The organism is Streptomyces zaomyceticus, assembly GCF_014656215.1.
GTDB classification, from domain to species: Bacteria; Actinomycetota; Actinomycetes; order Streptomycetales; family Streptomycetaceae; genus Streptomyces; species Streptomyces zaomyceticus.
Genome location: NZ_BNBZ01000024.1, coordinates 66,093 through 85,906 on the forward strand (window position 1 = coordinate 66,093; position 19,814 = coordinate 85,906).

18 protein-coding genes are annotated in these 19,814 nt (G+C 72.4%); 15 read left to right on the forward strand and 3 right to left on the reverse strand.

Translation table 11 applies throughout. The features are described 5' to 3' along the window. Nucleotides 1-40: 40 nt before the first annotated feature. The 5 genes from IE311_RS26755 (at nt 41) to IE311_RS26775 (ending at nt 3,663) form a co-directional block, all read left to right on the forward strand. Nucleotides 41-1,036: an endonuclease/exonuclease/phosphatase family protein gene (locus tag IE311_RS26755; protein WP_189834384.1), complete on the forward strand. Its 996-nt coding sequence runs from the start codon at nt 41-43 to the stop codon at nt 1,034-1,036. 74 nt (nt 1,037-1,110) lie between these two features. Further along, entirely contained in the window at nt 1,111-1,545 is a 435-nt protein-coding gene (locus tag IE311_RS26760) for a DUF6193 family natural product biosynthesis protein (RefSeq protein WP_229902186.1), read from the forward strand. Between the two features lie 12 nt (nt 1,546-1,557). After that, nucleotides 1,558-2,334 (forward strand): hypothetical protein, encoded by a 777-nt coding sequence (locus tag IE311_RS26765; protein ID WP_189834385.1) that lies wholly within the window; start codon nt 1,558-1,560, stop codon nt 2,332-2,334. A 143-nt stretch (nt 2,335-2,477) separates the two neighbouring features. After that, nucleotides 2,478-2,963 carry a pyridoxamine 5'-phosphate oxidase family protein gene (locus IE311_RS26770; RefSeq protein ID WP_189834386.1) on the forward strand — a complete coding sequence of 162 codons (486 nt, stop codon included), beginning with the start codon at nt 2,478-2,480 and terminating at the stop codon, nt 2,961-2,963. A 118-nt stretch (nt 2,964-3,081) separates the two neighbouring features. Then, nucleotides 3,082-3,663 carry an SMI1/KNR4 family protein gene (locus IE311_RS26775; RefSeq protein WP_189834387.1) on the forward strand — a complete coding sequence of 194 codons (582 nt, stop codon included), beginning with the start codon at nt 3,082-3,084 and terminating at the stop codon, nt 3,661-3,663. Nucleotides 3,664-3,805: 142 nt separating this feature from the next. On the opposite strand, the gene IE311_RS26780 is transcribed toward IE311_RS26775, so the two are convergent. Further along, entirely contained in the window at nt 3,806-4,582 is a 777-nt protein-coding gene (locus tag IE311_RS26780; protein ID WP_189834388.1) for a GntR family transcriptional regulator, read from the reverse strand. Between the two features lie 34 nt (nt 4,583-4,616). Beyond that, nucleotides 4,617-5,384: a GntR family transcriptional regulator gene (locus IE311_RS26785; protein WP_189834389.1), complete on the reverse strand. Its 768-nt coding sequence runs from the start codon at nt 5,382-5,384 to the stop codon at nt 4,617-4,619. A gap of 188 nt (nt 5,385-5,572) precedes the next feature. Here IE311_RS26785 and IE311_RS26790 point away from each other — a divergent pair, with 188 nt between their 5' ends. From IE311_RS26790 to IE311_RS26810, 5 genes are all read left to right on the forward strand, one after another. Then, nucleotides 5,573-6,832, forward strand: a complete 1,260-nt coding sequence (locus tag IE311_RS26790; protein WP_189834390.1) for an extracellular solute-binding protein — start codon at nt 5,573-5,575, stop codon at nt 6,830-6,832. A gap of 167 nt (nt 6,833-6,999) precedes the next feature. After that, nucleotides 7,000-7,860, forward strand: a complete 861-nt coding sequence (locus IE311_RS26795) for a carbohydrate ABC transporter permease (RefSeq protein WP_189834421.1) — start codon at nt 7,000-7,002, stop codon at nt 7,858-7,860. Next, nucleotides 7,857-8,690 carry a carbohydrate ABC transporter permease gene (locus IE311_RS26800; protein ID WP_189834391.1) on the forward strand — a complete coding sequence of 278 codons (834 nt, stop codon included), beginning with the start codon at nt 7,857-7,859 and terminating at the stop codon, nt 8,688-8,690. The genes IE311_RS26795 and IE311_RS26800 overlap by 4 nt, the downstream gene beginning before the upstream one ends. 9 nt (nt 8,691-8,699) lie before the next feature. After that, nucleotides 8,700-10,205, forward strand: coding sequence for a beta-N-acetylhexosaminidase (locus IE311_RS26805; protein ID WP_189834392.1), 1,506 nt, complete (start codon nt 8,700-8,702; stop codon nt 10,203-10,205). Between the two features lie 47 nt (nt 10,206-10,252). Beyond that, entirely contained in the window at nt 10,253-11,677 is a 1,425-nt protein-coding gene (locus IE311_RS26810) for a cellulose binding domain-containing protein (RefSeq protein ID WP_189834393.1), read from the forward strand. A 50-nt stretch (nt 11,678-11,727) separates the two neighbouring features. Here the strand turns inward: IE311_RS26810 and IE311_RS26815 are convergent, their stop codons facing one another. Continuing rightward, nucleotides 11,728-12,756, reverse strand: a complete 1,029-nt coding sequence (locus IE311_RS26815) for an SMP-30/gluconolactonase/LRE family protein (RefSeq protein ID WP_229902187.1) — start codon at nt 12,754-12,756, stop codon at nt 11,728-11,730. 356 nt (nt 12,757-13,112) lie between these two features. Between IE311_RS26815 and IE311_RS26820 the strand changes: the two genes are divergently transcribed. The 5 genes from IE311_RS26820 to IE311_RS26840 all read left to right on the forward strand — a co-directional run bounded on the left by IE311_RS26820 (nt 13,113) and on the right by IE311_RS26840 (nt 19,754). Beyond that, nucleotides 13,113-13,979, forward strand: a complete 867-nt coding sequence (locus IE311_RS26820) for an ArsR/SmtB family transcription factor (protein WP_229902188.1) — start codon at nt 13,113-13,115, stop codon at nt 13,977-13,979. Nucleotides 13,980-14,078: 99 nt separating this feature from the next. Further along, complete coding sequence (locus IE311_RS26825) at nt 14,079-16,184, forward strand: FUSC family protein (protein ID WP_189834394.1); 2,106 nt, start codon at nt 14,079-14,081, stop codon at nt 16,182-16,184. Between the two features lie 272 nt (nt 16,185-16,456). Further along, entirely contained in the window at nt 16,457-17,107 is a 651-nt protein-coding gene (locus tag IE311_RS26830; RefSeq protein ID WP_189834395.1) for a helix-turn-helix transcriptional regulator, read from the forward strand. Continuing rightward, nucleotides 17,107-17,763, forward strand: coding sequence for a DUF4255 domain-containing protein (locus IE311_RS26835; RefSeq protein ID WP_189834396.1), 657 nt, complete (start codon nt 17,107-17,109; stop codon nt 17,761-17,763). Before IE311_RS26830 ends, IE311_RS26835 begins: the two co-directional genes overlap by 1 nt. Next, nucleotides 17,760-19,754 carry an ATP-binding protein gene (locus tag IE311_RS26840; protein ID WP_189834397.1) on the forward strand — a complete coding sequence of 665 codons (1,995 nt, stop codon included), beginning with the start codon at nt 17,760-17,762 and terminating at the stop codon, nt 19,752-19,754. Before IE311_RS26835 ends, IE311_RS26840 begins: the two co-directional genes overlap by 4 nt. The last annotated feature ends 60 nt before the right edge of the window (nt 19,755-19,814 follow it).

The following is a 19,814-nucleotide window of genomic DNA, read 5'->3' on the forward strand; positions in this document are numbered from 1 at the left end:
TGCGTCACGTCCAGCAATCGATCATGAAAGGTGATGTGCCATGCGTGCGCCACTCAGAGCGTTCTTAGCGACACTCTTCTCCGTCTGTCTGCTCCTCGCGTCGGGCCTCACCACCGCCCGGGCCGACGAAGTGACTCCGACGAACGCGCCCAAGCCGCGCTTCATCACCTACAACGTCTGCGGCGCGTCCAAGACCTGCGACTCCCACCACGACAAGGCCAAGTGGCTGGCCGATGTCACGGGGGCGATCGACCACTGGGAAGCGGATGTCGTCATGCTCCAGGAGGTGTGTTACGAGCAGTGGAAGCTGTTGCGCACCCACTTGGCCGGCCGTTCCGGGACCACGTACGACGCGGTCTGGGGAGCGGCTCTTCCGTCGATCGGCAACTGCGCTCGATGGGACCCCGACCCCAACGACTCGATCGCCCCGGACCTGCGCTTCGGTCTGGCCATCCTCGCGAAGGGCGGCCCGAAGACCATCGACCTGACCTCCCGGACCGTCGACTTCCTTCCGGAGCCCCTCGAAGCGACGGGAACGGCCACCGAGAACCGGATTCTGCTCTGCGCCAAGAGCACGGTGACGGGCCGTACCGTCCGTACCTGCAACACCCACATCGACTGGCACGCCGGGAACAAGACCGCCCAGATCGCCAAGGTCGCGCAGATCACCCGCGGATTCGCCGAAGCGGGCGAGCCGATCGTCCTGGGCGGCGACTTCAACCAGACGCCCGGGCACGCCGACATGAACCCGCTCTACAGCCACGGGGCCGGATCGACGGGGGTGTTCCAAGAGGTCGACGAGAACGACAAGGACGAGTTCCGGGGCGGCGACTGCCCTCAGACCCAGGACCAGTGCCGCAGTGGCGAGAACACCGCGAGCACGGAGTGCTCGCCGCACACCACGGAGAACGCGAAGATCGACTACATCTTCCTGAGCTCCTCGTGGTTCACGACGCTACGGGGCGACGCGGCGGCCTGCTCCGGCGTCGCGGACCATCACCTTCTCCGCGGTGCGGCGGCTTGGGAGAGCCAGTAGCTCCCCTCCGCATCACAGGAGCCGCCGTCACGTGACCTCTGATCACAGGGCCGCGGGACCCGCACAATGACGGCATGACCAACACCGTCGACGCGTCCTGGCACGAGATCCTGCACACCTACGGCGAACCGTCCCGGCCTTCGGAATCACCACTTCTGGCACCGTTCGCCGAGCTGGTGCGGGTCGCACACGCCGAGCCGCTGCTCCGCCGGCTCCGCCCCTGGACCGGGATGTGGGAGCTGCACTTCAGCAGGTGCACGGAGATGGACTACACCTGGGACGTGCCGTACATCGGCACGTTGAGGGACGGCCGGTACTACGTCGAAGGACCGCACCGGAGCAGCCCCCGGATCGCCGAGACCGACAGCGCGCAGGCCGCGGTGGCGATGGTCGTCGATCGTCTGCCGCCCGGCTGCGGTCCCGCGTTCGCCGGCAATGCCACGGAACTGGCCGCTCACGGTCAGCGGTGGCACCGGGAGCCGGACCGTCGGCCGGTGACCCTCCCGTAGGCTGCACCGGCCATGGATACGTACGCCGAACCCGAACCGACCCGGCACGACGCGATCGCTTCCGGTCCGCCGATCCGGAAGCTCTTCCGGGACGTCGTCGCCGATCGCCTGCCGGACCACAGGCCGCCCCAGGCCGCGATGCTGTTCGACGCCGGGGCCGACCCCTGCCGGGACGACCGGAGCTTCCTCGCCGACTTCTACAACGAGATCTTCCACCAGGACACCTGCCGACCCGCCACCGCCGAGGGCCTCGTTCTGCTCGCTGCCCTCGCCGGCGACGACCGGATTCGCGCCCGCCACCGATTCCAGGCCGTTCAGCTGCTTCTCAAGGCCGCCACCGTCGCCGAGCGCCACCTCGCCGACACCTGGCCCGCCACCCCGCGACACGCCGATCCCGGCAGCGAGGTCAGGGCCCGCGACGCGGTCCGGGCCCTCACTCCGGATCTGCTGAGCCGCTGGTCGGCCGAATGCCCCGCGGTTCGCCTCGCCCTCGCCGGCCTCGCGGTCGTCTTCCCGACGGCCCGCACCCTGCCCGCCCTGACACCGCGCCTGGGGACCTTCACGCATCAGCACCCCCGGGGCACCGACATCGGCGACTACGTGCGGTTCGTCCTCGTGCTGGCCGCCCGGGACGAGGATCGGATCCTCACGGCGACGGAGCAACTCACCGACGCCTACTGGACGGGCACGGCGCGCGGAGCGCCGACTCGGGCACGAACCCTCCACCTTCTCGCGCAGATGCTGACCCGGGTCGGAACCGGATTCGACCGGCCACGCGCCCCTCGGTGACGCCTCGCGGACTCGACGGGCGCGGCACGGATACCGTGGACGTGGACGGCGATGCGGCCGCGGATGTCGAGAACGTCGCAGCGGCTCCGTCCCCGGGACAGAGCGGCCACGGACGGCCGCGCGACAGTGGAGGACGACCCACCATGGACCCCGAGCAGATCGCCCAGGAGCTGGCCGACGCCCACGAACTGCTGAGCCGGGCATCCATGGCGCGGCTGGCCTACAACGGGCTCGACGGACTGCCACGCGTCGTCCCGATCGGGATCTTCTGGACCGGTACCGAGATCGTCATGTCCACCGCGGCCACGGCGCCCAAGGTACGAGCACTGTCCGCCCGCCCCGAGATCGCCCTGACCATCGAGGCGGGCGACGGCCCCGGCTCGGCCAGGACGCTGTCGGTGCGCGGGGTCGCGCACCTCACCTTCGTCGACGGGGTGGTTCCGGAGTACCTCGAGGCCGCGCGGAAGAACTTCGACGCCGAGTACGCCGCCGAGTTCGAGCGGAACTGCCGGGCCATGTACGACCGGATGGCGCGTATCGCGGTCGAGCCGCGGTGGGCGCGGTTCTACGACTTCGGCACCGGCCGGGTGCCGCAGTTCCTCGCCGAACTCGCCAAGAAGGCGAGGTGACCCCCTCGCCACGGGAGTCAGGGGGATGACTGACGACCCCGCCCGTCCTCTTCTTGATCACCGCGGCCGCGGCCGACTACCCTGGCCGTCCGGTGGTGACGATCAAGCAGGTGGGCGTATGGCGGGCATGGACGATCTGGTGCGACTGTTCGGCCCGCCCCCGGTCCGGACCCCCTCCCCCGACGACTGGGCCGAGGTCGAGCGTCATGTCGGCTCGGCGCTGCCGGCCGACTTCAAGGCGTTCCTCGACGCCTACGGCACCGGTTCGATCTGCGGAGAGCTGGTGGTGTTCCACCCCCGGGGGTCCAGCCCGCTGCTGGATCGGATGCGGCAGATCCACGATTCGTTCGGCCGGTCCTGGCGACGCGAAGCGGACGCGTACCCCTTCCGGTTCCACCCCGACCCGGGCGGTCTGATCTCCTGGGGGTACGACCACTCCGGCGACGAGCACTTCTTCTGGCCCTGCGACTCGGACCCCGACCGCTGGAAGATCGTCACGAACATCAACGGGGCCGAACCCGAGGTCTTCGAGAAGTCGTTCGTCGACTTCGTGCTCGACTTCGTCATGCGCCTGCGCGACGTGGATCAGTACCACGGGATCGACCCGGACACCCTCGAGTTCCTCGAGCCGGAAGACCTGGACGAACTGGTGGAGCGCGGTGAGATCGGGCCGGTCGAGCCGAGCTTCGAACCGTTCTGATCAGGTTCGGATCAGGTTCGGATCAGGCCCCCTCCGTGGCCGTCGGTCCGGAGCGGGTCCGGGGACTCTTCGCGATCACCTGGTTCGCGAGCCGGATGAGAGCCGCCGGTCGGCCACCCGGGACGAGACCGACCCACGGCGCTCACTCCACCGTCCCCCACCACGTCCCGCCCCTCGCCGCGTCCGCGGCCGCGTCGGCCGCCGGGTCGCCGGTCGTGTCGTCGCCGAGGGCGAGGCGGGAGACGATGCGGTAGCGGTCGCCCCGGTAGAGGGAGCGGACGTACTCGACCGGCCTGCCGTTCGTGTCCGAGGTGGTCCGGTCGAAGAGCAGGGCGGGTGACAGGACCGGCACCTCGAGGAGGGCCGCCTCCTCCTCGCTCAGGACGGTCGGCTCGATCGACTGGACCGCGTGCGCCGTCCGGATGCCGCGCCGCTCCCGCAGATGGGCGTAGAAGCCGCCTTCCATGTCGGCGGCGGTGAGCCCGGGGACGAGGTCGGCCGGGACGTGGAGGTGCTCCAGGGCGATCGGGGCGCCGTCGACGTGCCGGAGGCGGGTCACGTGCACCAGCTCCGCCGCCGGGGAGATCGCGAGTCTGCGGCCGATCCGCGCACCCGCCCGTACGGTGCGGAGCCGAAGCACCGTGCTCGTCCAGTCGCCCCGGCTCCGGGGGGCGTCCGCCGCCCGGTGTTCGGCGACCAGTTCCTGGGTGATCTTGTCGGGTGCGACGAACATGCCCCGGCCGTGCTCCCTGACCAGCAGGCCCGTGGCGACGAGTTCGTCGACGGCGGCACGCAGGGTGGGGCGGGAGACGCCGAGGGTGGCGCAGAGGGTGCGCTCGGACGGGATGGCGTCGCCGGGGCGCCGGCCGTCGATCACGCCCAGCAGGTGCTCCCGTACCCGCTCCCGCTTGAGCTCCATTCCGTGACCTTTCCGCCGCGCCGTCCGCTGCGGGTCAGTATGCATCCCCCTCGGTGGAGGAGGTCACGAGGCCGTCGCGGGTGAAGTCCAGGCGGGAGACGATGCGGTAGCGGTCGCCGCGGTAGACCGAGTGGACGTACTCGACGGGGCGGCCCCCGGTGTCGAGGGTGAGGCGTTCGATCAGCAGGGCGGGCGAGAGGACGGGGACGTCCAGGAGGGCTGCCTCGTCCTCGCTGACGACGGTGGGCTCGATCGACTGGGTGGCCTCCTGGACGTGGACCCGGTGGTGCTCCCGCAGGTGGTCGTAGAGGTCTCCGGCTTCGAGTTCCTCGGGGGTGAGCGCGGCGCCCACCAGGTCCGCCGGGATGTGCAGGTGCTCGATGGCCATGGGTGAGCCGTCGACGAGGCGGAGACGGGCGACGTAGAGGAGTTCGGCGGCGGGCGAGAGGCGGAGCCTGCGGCCGATCCGGGCTCCGGCCCGGATGGTGGCGGACTCCAAAACAGTGCTGGACCAGGTGCCGGAGGCGCGGGGGACGGTGAAGGCCGCGTCGTCCGGGGCGAGGCGCTGGGTGATCTTGGCGGGCGCGACGAACATGCCCCGGCCGTGCTCCCTGACCAGGGCGCCGGTGGCGACGAGTTCGTCGACGGCGGCACGCAGGGTGGGGCGGGAGACGCCGAGGGTGGCGCAGAGGGTGCGCTCGGACGGGATCGGGTCGCCGGGGCCGCCGGCTTCGATCAGGCCCAGCAGATGTTCCCGTACCCGCTCGCGCTTCAGCACTCCGCTGGAGGAGCTGTCCTTCATGCCTCGCCCTTCATGCGGCTCTCCCTGACTGGTCAACTGGTAAATCCGATACTAGCCGGATCACACGTCCTGTCACTGGGTGAACAGCCCATGTTTTTCAAGGGATTGACGGCCACAGCCGTCCGTGCCACCTTCTGGTCACACACCTGACCACTTGACCAATTGGTCAACCACTCCTTGAGGTGCCCGTGAAAACTCGTTCCCTCGCCGGCCCCGTCGCCCTCGCGGCGACCGTCGCCCTCACCGCCACGGCATGCGGCGGAGCGGGCGACCCGGCAACCACCGGCGGGCCGCAGAAGGTCACCGTCTGGATCATGAAGGACAGCGTCACCGACGCCTTCCTCGCCCGCTTCCGCACCGGCTTCGAGGCGGAGCACAAGGACATCGACCTCGACATCCAGATCCAGGAGTGGGACGGCATCGGCGAGAAGGTCACGGCCGCCCTCGCCAGCAAGGACGCCCCGGACGTCATCGAGGTCGGCAACACCCAGGTCGCGCAGTACGCGGCGAGCGGCGGCGTGCGGGACCTCAGCGACAGGACGGCCGAGCTGAACGGCGCCGACTGGCTTCCCGGACTCGCGGAGCCCGGGAAGGTCGACGGCAAGCAGTACGGCATCCCCTGGTACGCGGCCAACCGCGTCGTGATCTACCACAAGGACCTCTTCGCCCGCGCCGGCGTCACCGCTCCCCCGAAGACACAGGCCGAATGGCTCGCCGTCACCGCGAAGCTCAACCGGGGCGCGACACAGGGCATCTACCTCCCCGGGCAGAATTGGTTCACCCTCTCCGGGTTCGTCTGGGAGGCGGGCGGCGACCTCGCCGTCAAGGACGGCGCGGGCTGGAAGGGAGCCCTCGACACCCCGCAGGCCCTCGCCGGCATGGACTTCTACCGCCGGCTCCAGGCCCTCGGCAAGGGGCCGAAGGACGCCGACGAGGCCAAGCCCCCGCAGGCCGAGGCCTTCGCCAAGGGAGACATCGCGCAGATCATCGCCGTACCCGGCGGCGCGAGGATCGTCGAGGAGATCAACCCGGCGCTCAAGGGCAAGCTCGGCTTCTTCCCGGTGCCCGGCAGGACGGCGGACAAGCCGGGTGCCGTCTTCACCGGCGGCTCCGACTTCATCGTGCCGGAGGCCTCGACCCACCCCGAGGCCGCGTACGAGGTCGTCAAGGCGCTGGCCGGCGACACATGGCAGACGGACATGGCGAGAACGATGAGCTACGTCCCCAACCGCACCTCCCTCGCCCGGGTCATCCAGGACGACGAGGGCACGGCCGCCATGGCCGCCGGCGCGGCGCAGGGCCGGGCGACGCCGAACTCCCCGCAGTGGGCCGCCGTCGAGGCCACCAACCCGATCAAGCAGTACATGACGGCGGTGCTCACCGGGACCGATCCCGCACGGGCGGCCGCGAGCGCGTCGCAGAGCATCACCAAGACGCTCGGCTCGTGAGCCGGCAGAGCGGGATCGCGAGACGGCCGTACGGAACCGTGCGCCGGCCCGACAAGCTCGTGAAAGGGGCGACCGGAGCCACGGGGCGGCCGAGTGGGCCCGCGGGCCCGCCGAAGGGGACCGGTCGCCCGGGCAGTCCGAGACGGTCCGCCCTCTGGCCGTACCTCCTGGTCGCCCCCACCGTCCTCGGCGGTGTGCTCCTCCTCGGATATCCCCTCGTCCGCAACCTGCTGATCTCCTTCCAGGAGTACGGCATGGGCGAACTCATCCGCGGCGAGGCCGGTTTCGTGGGGTTCCGGAACTACCGGACCGTGCTGGCCGACCCCGAGTTCTGGGAGGTCGTCCGCCGCACCTTCTGGTGGACCCTGGTCAACGTCGTGCTCATCATGGTGATCGGCACGCTGGTCGCCCTGATGATGCAGCGGCTCGGGCGCCGGATGCGGATCATGGTGACGACCGGTCTCGTCCTCGCGTGGGCCAGCCCGGTGATCGCCACCACGACCGTCTTCCAGTGGCTCTTCGCCTCCCGGCTGGGGGTGGTCAACTGGGTGCTGGTCGAGCTCGGGTTCGAGTCCTTCGAGGGGTACTCCTGGCTGGCCGACGGCCCCGCCGCGTTCACGGTCCTGGTGCTGCTGGTGGTCTGGCAGTCGGTGCCCTTCGCCGCCATCACCCTGCACTCCGCGCTGCTGACCGTCCCCGCCGAGCTGTACGAGTCGGCCCGGCTCGACGGCGCCGGAAGCCTGCGGATCTTCCGCTCGGTCACGCTGCCCCTGCTGCGGCCGATCTTCGGGCTCGTCCTCTGCCTCGAGGTCATCTGGGTCTTCCGCTGCTTCGCCCAGATCTGGGCGGTGACCAAGGGCGGACCCGGCGAGGCGACGACCACGCTGCCCGTCTACGCCTACCGGGTGGCCCAGTCGCTGCACCGCTACGACCTCGGCGCGGCCGTCTCCACCCTCACCGTCCTCCTCCTCGTGGCCGTCCTCATCGCCTACTTCCGCCAGATGCTCCGACAGGAGGCCGACCGGTGACACCGCGCACCCTGCGCCGACTCCCCCTGAACACCGCGGCGGCGCTCGTCTTCGTGCTGGCCGTCTTCCCGGTGTACTGGATGGTCCTCACGGCCTTCCGGCCGACCCGGGACATCCAGTCGGAGACCCCGCGCTTCCTGCCCGGGTCCGTCACCCTGGAGCACTTCAGGAACGCCGTGTCCGCCGACGGCTTCTGGATCTTCTGGCGCAACAGCCTGCTGGTGACCGCCGGGTGCGTCCTGCTCGCCCTCGTGGTGGCGCTCGCGGCCGCGTTCGCCGTCGCCCGGATGCGCTGGCGCGGCCGGCGGGCCTTCATCCTGATGGTCTTCCTCGCCCAGATGGCGCCCTGGGAGGCGCTGTTGATCCCGATGTACGTGATCGCCCGGGACGCGGACCTGCTCGACCGGCTCGCGACCCTCAGCCTCGTCTACTTCATGATCACACTGCCCTTCACCATCGTCACCCTCCGCTCCTTCCTGGCGGCGGTCCCGGCCGAGCTGGAGGAGGCGGCCCAGGTCGACGGCTGCACCCGCGCCGCCGCCTTCCGCCGGGTGACGCTCCCCCTCCTCGCCCCCGGGCTGCTCGCGACCTCGCTCTTCGGGTTCATCACCGCCTGGAACGAGTTCGCCTTCGCCAACATGCTGATCATCAAGAACCAGGACGACCGCACACTGCCCGTCTGGCTCTCCTCCTTCTCCAATGTCTTCGGCACCGACTGGGGCGCCACCATGGCCGCCTCCACCCTCTTCGCCCTGCCCGTCCTCGTCCTCTTCCTGGTCCTGCAGGGCCGGGTCGCCGCCGGAATGACCGGCGGAGCCGTGAAGGGATAACGCACCACGATGCCCCACCCCCGCCTCGTACCCGAACCCACCCATCTCCAGCTCCTGCCCGGCAGGTTCACCTTCGGCGCCTCGACCGCGCTCAAGGTCTCGCCCGGCGCCGAGGGCGCCGCCCGGCTGCTGCGCACCCTGCTCGGGCCCGCCACCGGTCTGCCGCTGCCCGCGCGCCCCGACGGCTCCGTCGTCCTCGCCCTCGACCACGCCCTCACCGGCCTGGGAGAGGAGGGATACGGCCTCACCGTCGGCTCCGAAGGGGTCCTGCTGCGGGCCGCCCGCCCCCAGGGACTGCTCGCCGGCATCCAGACCCTCCGTCAGCTCCTGCCCGTCGAGGCCCTCGCCGCCGAACCCGTCTCCGGCGTCGCGTGGTCCGTCCCCTGTGTCCAGATCACCGACACCCCCCGATTCCCCTGGCGCGGCTCCATGCTCGACGTCGCCCGCCGCTTCCAGCCGGTCTCCTACCTGCGCCGGTACGTCGATCTCCTCGCCCTCCACAAGCTCAACGTCCTCCACCTCCACCTCACCGACGACCAGGGCTGGCGGATGCCGGTCGCCGAGCTCCCCCGGCTCACCGAGGTCGGCGGTGTGCCGCACGGCGGCGCCTACACCCGGGACGAACTCACCGGGCTGGTGGCGTACGCGGCGGAGCGGGGCGTCACGGTCGTGCCCGAGATCGAGATGCCCGGCCATGTCCGTGCCGCCCTCGCCGCCTACCCCGAGCTGGGCAACCATCCCGGCCGCAGCTATGACGTCTGGGACCGGTGGGGGGTGTGCGACACGATCCTCGGCGTCCACGACGGGGCCCTCGAGTTCTGCCGGACCGTCCTGGACGAGGTGATGGAGGTCTTCCCGTCCCCGTACATCCACATCGGCGGCGAGGAGTGCCCCACCACCGAGTGGCACGACTCCCCCGCCGCGCGCCGGCGGGCCGCCGAGGAGGGCCTGCCGGGGCCCGCGGCCCTCCACGGCTGGTTCATGGAGCGGATCGGACGCCACCTCCTCGCCGCCGGTCGCAAGCCGCTGAGCTGGACCGAGAACGGCGCCGACCTCCCGCCGTACTTCACCGTCATGCCCTGGCGCGACGCCGACCACGGTCGCACCGCGGTCCGCCGCGGACACCCCGTCATCATGGCGCCGCACCGCACCACCTACCTCGACTACCCCCAGTCCGCCAGCCCCACGGAGCCGCCGGGCCAGGCCGGCGAGATCGTCGACCTGCGCACCGTCCACGGCAACGATCCGGCTCCGGCGGACTGGAGCCCCGAGGAGGCCGCCCGGGTCCTCGGCTCCCAGGTCCAGCTCTGGACCGAGTACGTGCCCACCACCGCGCACGCCGAGTACCTCACCTTCCCGCGGCTCTGCGCCCTCGCCGAGGTCGTCTGGACCGGCCGCCACGACTGGTCGGGCTTCCAGGAGCGCCTTCACCACCACAGGACGCGGCTGGACGTCCTGGGGGTGCCGCGCCGTCCGGCCTCCGCTCCGGAGCCCCTCCTCACGCCCACTCCCTGACCCCGCCCGTACAGCCGGAACCACTCCACCCGAAGAGAGGAACAACCATGAACCACCCCACCAGGAACAGGAACCTGCGGATCCGTGCCACGCTCGCCGTCGCCGCGGTGACCGGGCTCGGTGCCACCGCCCTCACCGCCCTTCCGGCGGCGGCCGCCGGTGAGGCCGTCACCGTCCAGTACCGGCAGAGCGCCACCGGAAGCGACCAGGTCGAGCCCTGGCTGAAGGTCGTCAACACCGGCGCGTCCAGCGTCCCGCTGAGCCAGGTCAAGGTGCGCTACTACTTCAAGGCCGACGCGGGGGCCTCGTACACCTATGCCTGCTCATGGGCGGTGAAGGGCTGCGCGAACCTCACCGGCACCTTCGGCAGCCTGGCGAATCCCACCGCGACCGCCGACCGGTACCTCGAGATCGGATTCACCGCAGGTGCGGGCTCGCTCGCGCCGGGCGCCGACACCGGCGACATGCAGCTCCGCTTCCACCGCTCCAACTGGCAGCCGCTGAACCAGAACGACGACTACTCCTTCGGGCCGGCCCAGACGACGTACGCCAACTGGTCGAAGGTCACGGCGACCGTGGGCGGCGTTCCGGTCTGGGGCACCGCCCCCGCGGGCAACGAGCCGACCCCCACGCCGACCGGCCCGACCACTCCGCCGCCCACCGGGGCCGCGCTCTTCGACGACTTCGACTACACCGGCCACACGGACCCGGCGATCAACGCCCACGGCTGGAGCGTGCGCTCCAACTCCGGCGGCCCCGGGGTGCCGGGAGCCACCTGGGCCCCCGAGAACGTCACCTTCGCCAAGGAGGGGACGAACTCGATCATGAACCTGCGGAGCTCGACGGCCGGAACGGGCGAGTCCACCCGGCACACCGAGATCCTCACGCGGGCCTCCAAGTTCAAGAACGGCACCTACGCGGCGCGCGTGCGCTTCTCCGACGCCCCGGTGTCGGGCCCGGACGGCGACCGTGTCGTGCAGACCTTCTTCACCATCAACGACCTCAAGGCGCCGATGGCCGACGACTATGCCGAGTACGACTTCGAGTACCTCCCCAACGGCGGCTGGGGCGAGCCCGCGAACATCCTCTACACCACCTCGTGGGAGACCTACCGGCCCGACCCCTGGGAGGCCGTCAACCAGCACTCCGAGTCCCGGACGAGCTACGCCGGCTGGCACGACCTCGTGCTGACCATCGACGACAGCACGATCGTCTACTACGTCGACGGCCAGGAGTTCGGCCGGCACGACGCCCGCTACCTCCCCGAGCGCCCGATGTCGATCAACTTCAACCAGTGGCTGATCGACCTCGCCGGGCAGACGTCGACGACCCCGCGCTCCTACGACCAGAAGGTCGACTACGTCCTGCACGTCAAGGACCAGGTCCTGACCCCCGCGCAGGTCGCCGCCAAGGTCGGGGCGTACCGCTCGGCGGGCACGGCCTTCGAGGACTCCGTACCGGCCGCGCAGTAGGCGGCCCCGGTGGGCCGTCGTCCGGAGGGACGGCGGCCCACCGGAAGGAGTCAGGGGGTGCGGCAGGTCGGGTCGTCGACGGCGCTCACGGTGTACGGGGGCCGGCCCGGCGGCTCGTCCAGCTGGCTGTTGACCACGTAGAGCCGGCAGCCGTGGCGGGCGAGCGTGGTCGGCAGGTCGAAGGGTTCCCCCGTGAGGCGGTGGGTCACCGTGCCCGTAAGCAGCTCCGCGTCCAGGCGGGCGATGTAGACGCCGTGCGGGGCGCCGTGGTTGAGGACGGCGTAGAGGGTCCGGCCGCGCAGGACCATGCCGTCGGGTCCGAAGGACTCCTCGCCGAGATCGAGCCGGGTGACCTCCTTGTCGGCGGTGTCGATCCGCCAGACCGCTTCGGTGCCGTTGGACGCGACCAGCAGGGTGGTGCCCGCCTCGTTCGCGACGATTCCGTTCAACAGCCAGTACTGGGGCGGGAACTGCGGGAAGGCGGCGCGGATGTCGAGCCAGGGTTCGAGGGGGCCGAGGGTTCCGCCGCGGATCTCCGCCCGGTACACGACGGGGTTGGCCCAGTCCGTCACGTACACCGCGTTCCTCGTCACGACGAGGTCGTTGAGATCGGATCCGCCGAGCGGTCCCCCGCCGGCCGTGCGGGTGGCGAGCAGCCGGCCGTGCCGGTCGTGGACGGTCAGGCTCGCACCGCCCACCGAGAAGATCCGGCCGCGACGGTCGGTGTGGACGCCCAGGCTGCTCGGTCGCCGCTCCAGGCCGCGCGCCGGGAAGGGTCTGAGTTCCGGGTGGTCGATGTGGCCCCGGTAGAGGGCGCCCGTGCCGTCGGACGACACGTACAGGGTGCCGTCCGGGGTGACGGCGATGCCCTCGGGGAGCACCCCGGGTGCCCGGGAGACGACATAGGTGCCGGGCAGGTCCCGGGCGACGGCGGGGCCGGGCGCGCCGGCGAGGGCGGTGAGCAGGACCGCGGCGGCGAGGCAGGCGGTACGGGCGGGGACGCGGCGCATCGGTGTGGCCTCCGGAGGGAGCGGTGAGGTGGACACCGGGAGCGTGCTCCGTCCGGCTGTCGAACGCATCGCCTTTCATCCCTGGGTGAAAAGGTCCGCCGGGCCGATAATCGGTCGACATGATCCGTCTCCACTTCACGGCCGCCGATCTGCGGAGGGTCACGCTCGCTCCGGTGGCCGACGCGCTCTCGGAGACCGCGCTGAGTCTCCGCCTCGGCCTGCGCGCGGCGGGCTCGCGGGATTCGGGCGCACGTCCAGCGGCCTCGCGTCCTGCGGCCTCGCGGGATTCGGGCGCGCGTCCTGCGGGCCCGCGACATGCGGACGCACGGTCTTCGGAAGCGCGACCCGGCCCACTTCCCGACCCGCGGCCGGGACGTGGGCACAGCCGTGTCAGCGGTGGCAGTGGCGGTCTGCGGACGCAGTGGGTGCGGCCCGCCGCCCTGGAGTGGCACCGGTCGCTTCGGGGCCGGGCGGTCGCCGGGGCCGGTGTTCTCGCCGAGCTGGTGACCGAGGACGGATTCGTTCCGGACTTCCTGCTGCAGCCCTCGGCGCGCGACTTCGACGAGGCCCTGGAGGCGGTCGCCTCGACGCCCGCGGAACGGCTCGCGCTCGATCTGGGGTTGGCCGGGGCTCCCGGCCGGAACGGCGGTCCCGGACGCCCCGGCCGGTGGGCGCACGACCTCGCGCGGGGCGTCCCGTCCGCCTCCACCGCGCTGGTCGAGGACACACGCCGGTACTTCCGCGAGTCGGTCGAGCCGCTCTGGCCGCGGATCCGCCGCGACGCCCTGACCGATCGGGCGCTGCGGGCGGAGATGCTGCTGCGCGGTGGCGTCGACGCCCTCCTGACCACGCTGGGCACGACCTGGCGCTGGGAGCCGCCGACGCTGCACCTGCCCTCGGGGTCGACGTACGACGTCCCGTTGTGCGGTCGCGGGCTGCTTCTCGTCCCCTCGTGGTTCGCGACGGGTCCGATGGTGATGTACCGCCCCGAGGCGGCGACCGTGCTCGTCTATCCGATGTACGACGACGGTGTGGGCCGGGCGGACGGGTCCTCCGACCGGCCGGAGGCGCTGGCCGCGCTGCTCGGCCGCACCCGGGCGCAGGTGCTCGGCCTGCTGCGTTCCCCGGCGACGACGACGGCGCTGGCCGAGCGTGCCGCCGTCTCGCTCGCGGCGGCCAGTCAGCACGCGGGGGTCCTGCGGGGCGCGGGTCTGGTCGCCACCGTACGGACCGGCTCGTCGGTCCTCCACAGCCTGACGCCGCTGGGCGCGTCGCTGCTGGCCGGGGGCTGAACCCTGCGGGCCGCCGGACCCACCCGGGTCCGGCGCGCGTGCCGGGTGGACCGACCCGGGGGATGCTGGGGGTATGGGTGGCGCTCCCCGGGGGCGGCTGTGAAGCCGCTCCCGCCCGTCTACGCCGCGGCCGTACGACGGTCGGTGCGGGTCACGCTGGCCGCTGCCGCCGGCTTCTATCTCTTCCTCTACGGCTTCGACTCGCCCGTCGCCGCCACGTACGCGCTCTTCGCCGCGGTCGCGATGGCGGGTCTGTCGCACATCCCCGGCACCGGCCGGCAGCGTGCCGCGACGCTGGTGCCCGTGGTGCCCGCCTGCTGGGTGCTCATCACGATCGGCACCTATCTGTCCGTACGGACGTGGAGCGCTGTCCTCGGCATGCTGGTCGTCGGGTTCACCCTGGCCTTCATGGCCGTGGGCGGGCCGCGGCCGGCCGGCGCCGCGCCCGGGCTGCAACTGATGTACATCCTGCCGTCCTTCCCGCCCTACGTCCCCGAGTCGCTCGGCGAACGGCTGGTCGGAGCGACGGCCGGCCTGGCCCTGCTGATCCTCGCCGAGGCCTTCGTCCTGCCCGATCGCGCGCGGACCGTCCCGTACCGGGAGCTGGCCGCCCGGGCCGCGGACAGCGCGGGGCGGTGCGCCGACGCGCTGGGCTCCGCCCCGTACACGCTCGGCGACACGGCGCTGCGGGCCGCCCGGGAGTTCAGCGGAGGGCTGCGGTCCTCCCGGGTGCCGGAGGCGGAACGGCCCGCTGGGCCGAGCGTCCGGGCCAGAGGCCTGGCCCACACCGGTCTGGCCGCCCGCACCCTGCTGGGACGGCTGACGTCGCTGCCGCCGCTCTCCGGCGACCCCTCGGCGGGCCGGGCCGGGCCGGAGGTGCTGCTCGCGGTGCGCGACGCGTCCCTGGAGACCGCGGCCCGACTGCGCGGCCGGGAGAACGCCGTGGCCGCCCGCTCGCGGCTCCGGGAGGCCCGTCAGGCCTTGGCGAAGGGGCCCGGGCCGGATGCCGCACCCGCGGCGCTGCGCCGCCAGGCGGCGGTCCTCGAGGTGGCCGACGCCGCGCTCGCGATGTCCGCGGCGGCGGAGATCGCCGTACGGGGCAGAGCAGCGTCGGCGGCGGCGCCCGGGCGGTTCTGGTACGCCCGGATGCGGGCCCCCCAACTGTGGTGGCGGCGGCTCTCGGGGCACGCGGGGCAGCGGTCGGTGTTCTTCCAGAACGCGGTGCGAATCGCGCTGGCCCTCGCGGCGGCGCGGACGATCGCCGGCCTCGACACGCTGCCGCACGGCTTCTGGATGCTGCTCGCCACGCTCACCCTGACCCGTACGACGGCACGGCAGACCAGGAGCACGGTGCGGGCGGCGCTCACCGGGACCCTTGTGGGAGCGCTCGTCGTGGCCACCCTGCTGGCGCTGGTCGGGACGGACACGGCGGTGTACGCCGCCGCGTTGCCGCCGCTGATGCTGGTCGCCTTCACGCTGGGACCGGTGAAGGGGGTCGGGTGGGCGCAGGCGATGTTCACCATGGTCGTCGCCCTGGTCTTCGCCCAGCTGGCGCCCGCGACCTGGCAGCTGGCCGAGTTCCGGCTCCTCGACGTGGTCGCGGGCAGCGCGGTCGGTGCCGTGTTCGGGCTGCTCGCCTGGCCCCGGGGTGCCCACGACGAGCTGCGGCGTGCGGTGGCGACGATGCTGCGGAGCGCCGCGGAGACCGTGGTGGCGACGACCGCGCAGCTCGCCGCGGGCGGGGCGCGGGCACCGGTGGCCACCGCGCCGGGCCACCGGTCGTTGCAGCACGCTCTGATCATGGCGGAGTCGGCGTACGCGCAGTACCGGAGCGAGCCGAAGGAGCCGGCCGCCCCGGAGGACGCGCGGGACTGGCAGGCCGCTCTGATGTCCGGCCACCACACCCTGTGGGGTGCGGACCGGCTGCTCGTGCCGCCGGAGCCGGCCGTCGCCCCTCCCCTCGACCGGGAACCGGCCGAGGCGGTCACGCGGAGCGGCGACCGGGTGGCCGCGGGCATGCTGCTGCTCTCCGCCCGTCTGGACCCCAGCGGTGACACGCCCGGCAGGCCGGTGGCCCTCGGCGCCCGCTCCTTCGCCGACTTCTCCGCAGAGCCACCGGGTGCGCCCCGGCCGTACTACGCGGCCGCCGAGTGGCTGGAATCGCTGATGACGGATGTGGAGCGGGTCGCGGGCGACCACAAGTGAGCCGTGCCACACAGGGATTGGCTGTTCAGGGTCCGAACACCGGGTTCGGGAGCGCGACAGCGAAGCGTTAGCACGACGGCAGTGGGACGTGAGCGGCGCGCGGCAACCTGGGAGGGACCACCGTGGCCGGCGAGCCGGCCACGGACCAGCAGTTCAGCAGACCACGGGGACCTCACCATGCGTGTCGACCAGCGGCCGGGGGACGACGGTACGACCGTCCGGCCGGCCTCGTCGGGACGGTCGAGGCGAGTGAGAAAGAGCAGGTAGCGGAAGTGCTCACCAAGCGGGTGACGGTGACCGTCCACGCATCCGATCCACTCAGTCGGGCCGGGCTCATCAGCCACTTGCGGCACCAGCCGACGGTCGACGTCGTCCCCGACCAGGACGACGGGAGCCGTGACGGCCCGGCGGTGGCCGTGATGCTCGCGGAGCGGATCGACGAACCCACCACGGCGGAACTGCGGCGCCTGCTGCGCGGGCGGGACCAGCGGGTCGTGCTCGTGGCACGCGAGCTGCGCGAGCCCGATCTGCTGGCGGTGGTCGAGTACGGGGTGCGGGCCATCATCTGGCGGCACCAGGCCACCGAGCAGCGGCTGTTGAGCGCCGTGCACAGCGCCGCGCGCGGCGAGGGCGAGCTGCCGCCGGATCTCGTCAGCCGTCTGCTGAACCAGGTGGGCCGGTTGCAGCGGGCGACGACGGCGGGAGCGGCGACCGGCGGGGCGGCGCCGCTCTTCGGGATGGCGCCGCGCGAGGTGGACGTCCTGCGCCTCCTCGCCGAGGGCCTCGACACCCGGCAGATCAGCGAGAAGCTCGCCTACTCCGAACGGACCGTCAAGAACATCCTGCACGCGCTGATGACGCGTCTGCAGCTCACGAACCGGGCGCATGCCGTCGCGTACGCGCTCCGCGAAGGCTACATCTGATGATCCATGAGATCGACGAGGCACTGCGGGGGCTGCTCGCGCCCGCCGTCACCGGCGACGTCGCCTTCGAGGCGCCGACGCGTGACTGGGCGGCCCGCCGCAACGCCCCGACCCTCAACGCCTATCTGTACGACATCCGGGAGGACGTGGCCCGCCGGGAACGCGGCGCGTACGCCGAGCGGGACGCCCAGGGGATCGTGACGCGCCGGCGCCAGCCGCCGCGCTGGTTCCGGCTCTCGTACCTGGTGACGGCCTGGACGTCTCGCCCGGAGGACGAGCACCGGCTGCTCTCGGGCGCGATGGCGCTGCTGCTGCCCCACGAGATGCTCTCCGGCGCCGCCGTGCCGGAGTCGGTGCGTCCGATCACGACGTCCCTACCGCTCTCCGTCGCGGTACCGCCGGCCGAGTCGCGGTCGCTCGCGGACATCTGGTCGGCGCTCGGCGGTGAGCTCAAGCCCTCGCTGGACGTCGTGATCACCACTCCGTTCCCGGTCACCCCGGTGTACGAGGTGGCGCCGCCGGTCATCGAGGGGGAGATCGTGGTGCGCGGGGCCGACGGGGTGCCCGCCGGATCGAGGCCCCGGAAGATGCGGCGCCCGGTGGTCGAGGAGACCACCGTGACGGCCTCCGGCGCGAAGGGCGGGGACAGGGCATGAGCGATCCTCACGGTGTGATCGAGCTGATCGTCTCCCTCCGTGCGCGGGTCGCCGCGCTCGTGGAACTCCGCAGCGCCTGCGATCCGACGGCCGGTGATCCGATGCGCGGGCTCTTCCTCACCGGGGAGACCGTCCGCCGGATCGCCGCGGGGCCGGTCCACGAGGTGGAGTACGGCGCAGGCCTCGAACTGCCGGACCTCGGCCGGGGGGACCGGCTCGGCTCCCTGGCGGCGGCCTTCGGGCTGTCCGCGCTCGACGCGCACATCCTCCTCGCGGCGCTCGCGCCCGATGTGGACCGGGGCTTCGAGGGGCTGTACGGGTACCTCAACGACGACGTCGGCCGGCGCCGCGCCACGATGGCGCTCACCCTCGACCTCGCGGCCGTCGACCCGTTCGACGCCGCCGCCCGCGACCGCTTCCATGCGGGGGCGCCGCTGCGGTCAGGGGGGCTGCTGGAGATCGAGGAGGAGGACCGGCCGCTGCCCGGCAGGGCGCTGCGGGTGCCGGAGCGGGTCGTGGCGCATCTGCTGGGCGACGACAGCCGGCTGGACGCCCGGCTGTCGGGTGCCGGTGTGGAGCTGCTGCCCGCCGTCGGCACGGACGGGGCCGGGGCGCCCACCGCGCTGGGCGCTCGGGTCGCCGCCGCCGGATCCGTCACCGTCCACCTGCGGGAGCGCGTCCCCGGGGCCGCGACCGACGCGGTGGTGGCCGCGCTGCTCGGCGCGGGGCGGCCGGTGCTGCGCTACCGGCCGGATTCCGTCGACACGGTGGTGGCACGGGTGCTGCTGCGCGAGGCCCGGCTGCGCGGCGCCGCCGTCGTCGTCGAGCCGCTTCCGCCGCAGCCCGGTCCCCTGGTGCGCGTACTCGCCGGCTCGGGTACGACGGTGGTACTCGCCGGAACCGACGCGCCGGACCCCGGCTGGGCACCGGACGCGGAGCTCCTGGCCCTTGACGCGCCGACGGACCGGGCCGGCACCGGCGATCTGTGGCAGCGCGAACTCGGCTCGCTGGACGGCGACTTCGATCTGGACGAGGCCACCGCGCCGTACCGTCTCAGTGGTGACCAGGTCCGCCGGGCGGCCCGTACGGCGCGGGCGCTCGCCGAGTTCGAGGGCACTGCGGTGACCCGGGCGCAGGTGCAGCGCAGCGCTCGGCTGGTCTCCGCCCCGCTGCTCGACAGCCGTGCGCGGCGGATCCGGCCGGCCGTCGGCTTCGCCGACATCGTCCTGCCCGAGGAACCCCTGGGGCTGCTGCACGAGTTGACCGGCCGGGCCCGTCACCGGGACCGGGTGCTCGGCGAGTGGAGGCTGCGGACCGGCGGCGGGCGCGGTCGGGGTGTCGTCGCGCTGTTCGCCGGCGAGTCGGGCACCGGCAAGACGCTCGGAGCCGAGGTCGTCGCGGGCGAACTGGGCCTGGACCTGTATGTGGTGGACCTCTCGGCGGTGGTCGACAAGTACGTCGGAGAGACCGAGAAGAACCTGGAGCGGATCTTCGTCGAGGTGGACCGCACGGACTGTGTGCTGCTCTTCGACGAGGCCGACGCGGTCTTCGGCAAACGTTCCGAGGTGAAGAGTTCGCACGATCGGTACGCCAATCTGGAGAGCGCCTATCTGCTCCAGCGTCTTGAGGCGTTCGACGGGATCGCGGTGCTCACCACCAATCTGCGGGCCAATATCGACGACGCGTTCACGCGCCGGCTCGATCTGGTCGTGGACTTCCCGTTCCCGGACCCGGAGCAGCGGGTCTCGCTCTGGCACTCCTGCCTCACCGGTACCCCGAAGGCGGAGTGCGTGGACGAGGAGATCACGCGCTGTGCGGAGGAGTTCGAACTCGCGGGCGGCGCGATCCGTTCGGCCGCGGTGACGGCCGGGTACCTGGCCGCGGCCCGTGGCTCGGCGGTGACCGGGGCGGATGTACGGGCCGGGGCGCGGCGGGAGTACCAGAAGGCCGGGCGGCTGGTCCTGGACGCAGGCGTGCCCTGGGCTCCGTAGCGGCGGCGCGAGGACGGGAGAGGGGGCCACCCGGTGCGGGTGGCCCCCTCTCCTGCGCTG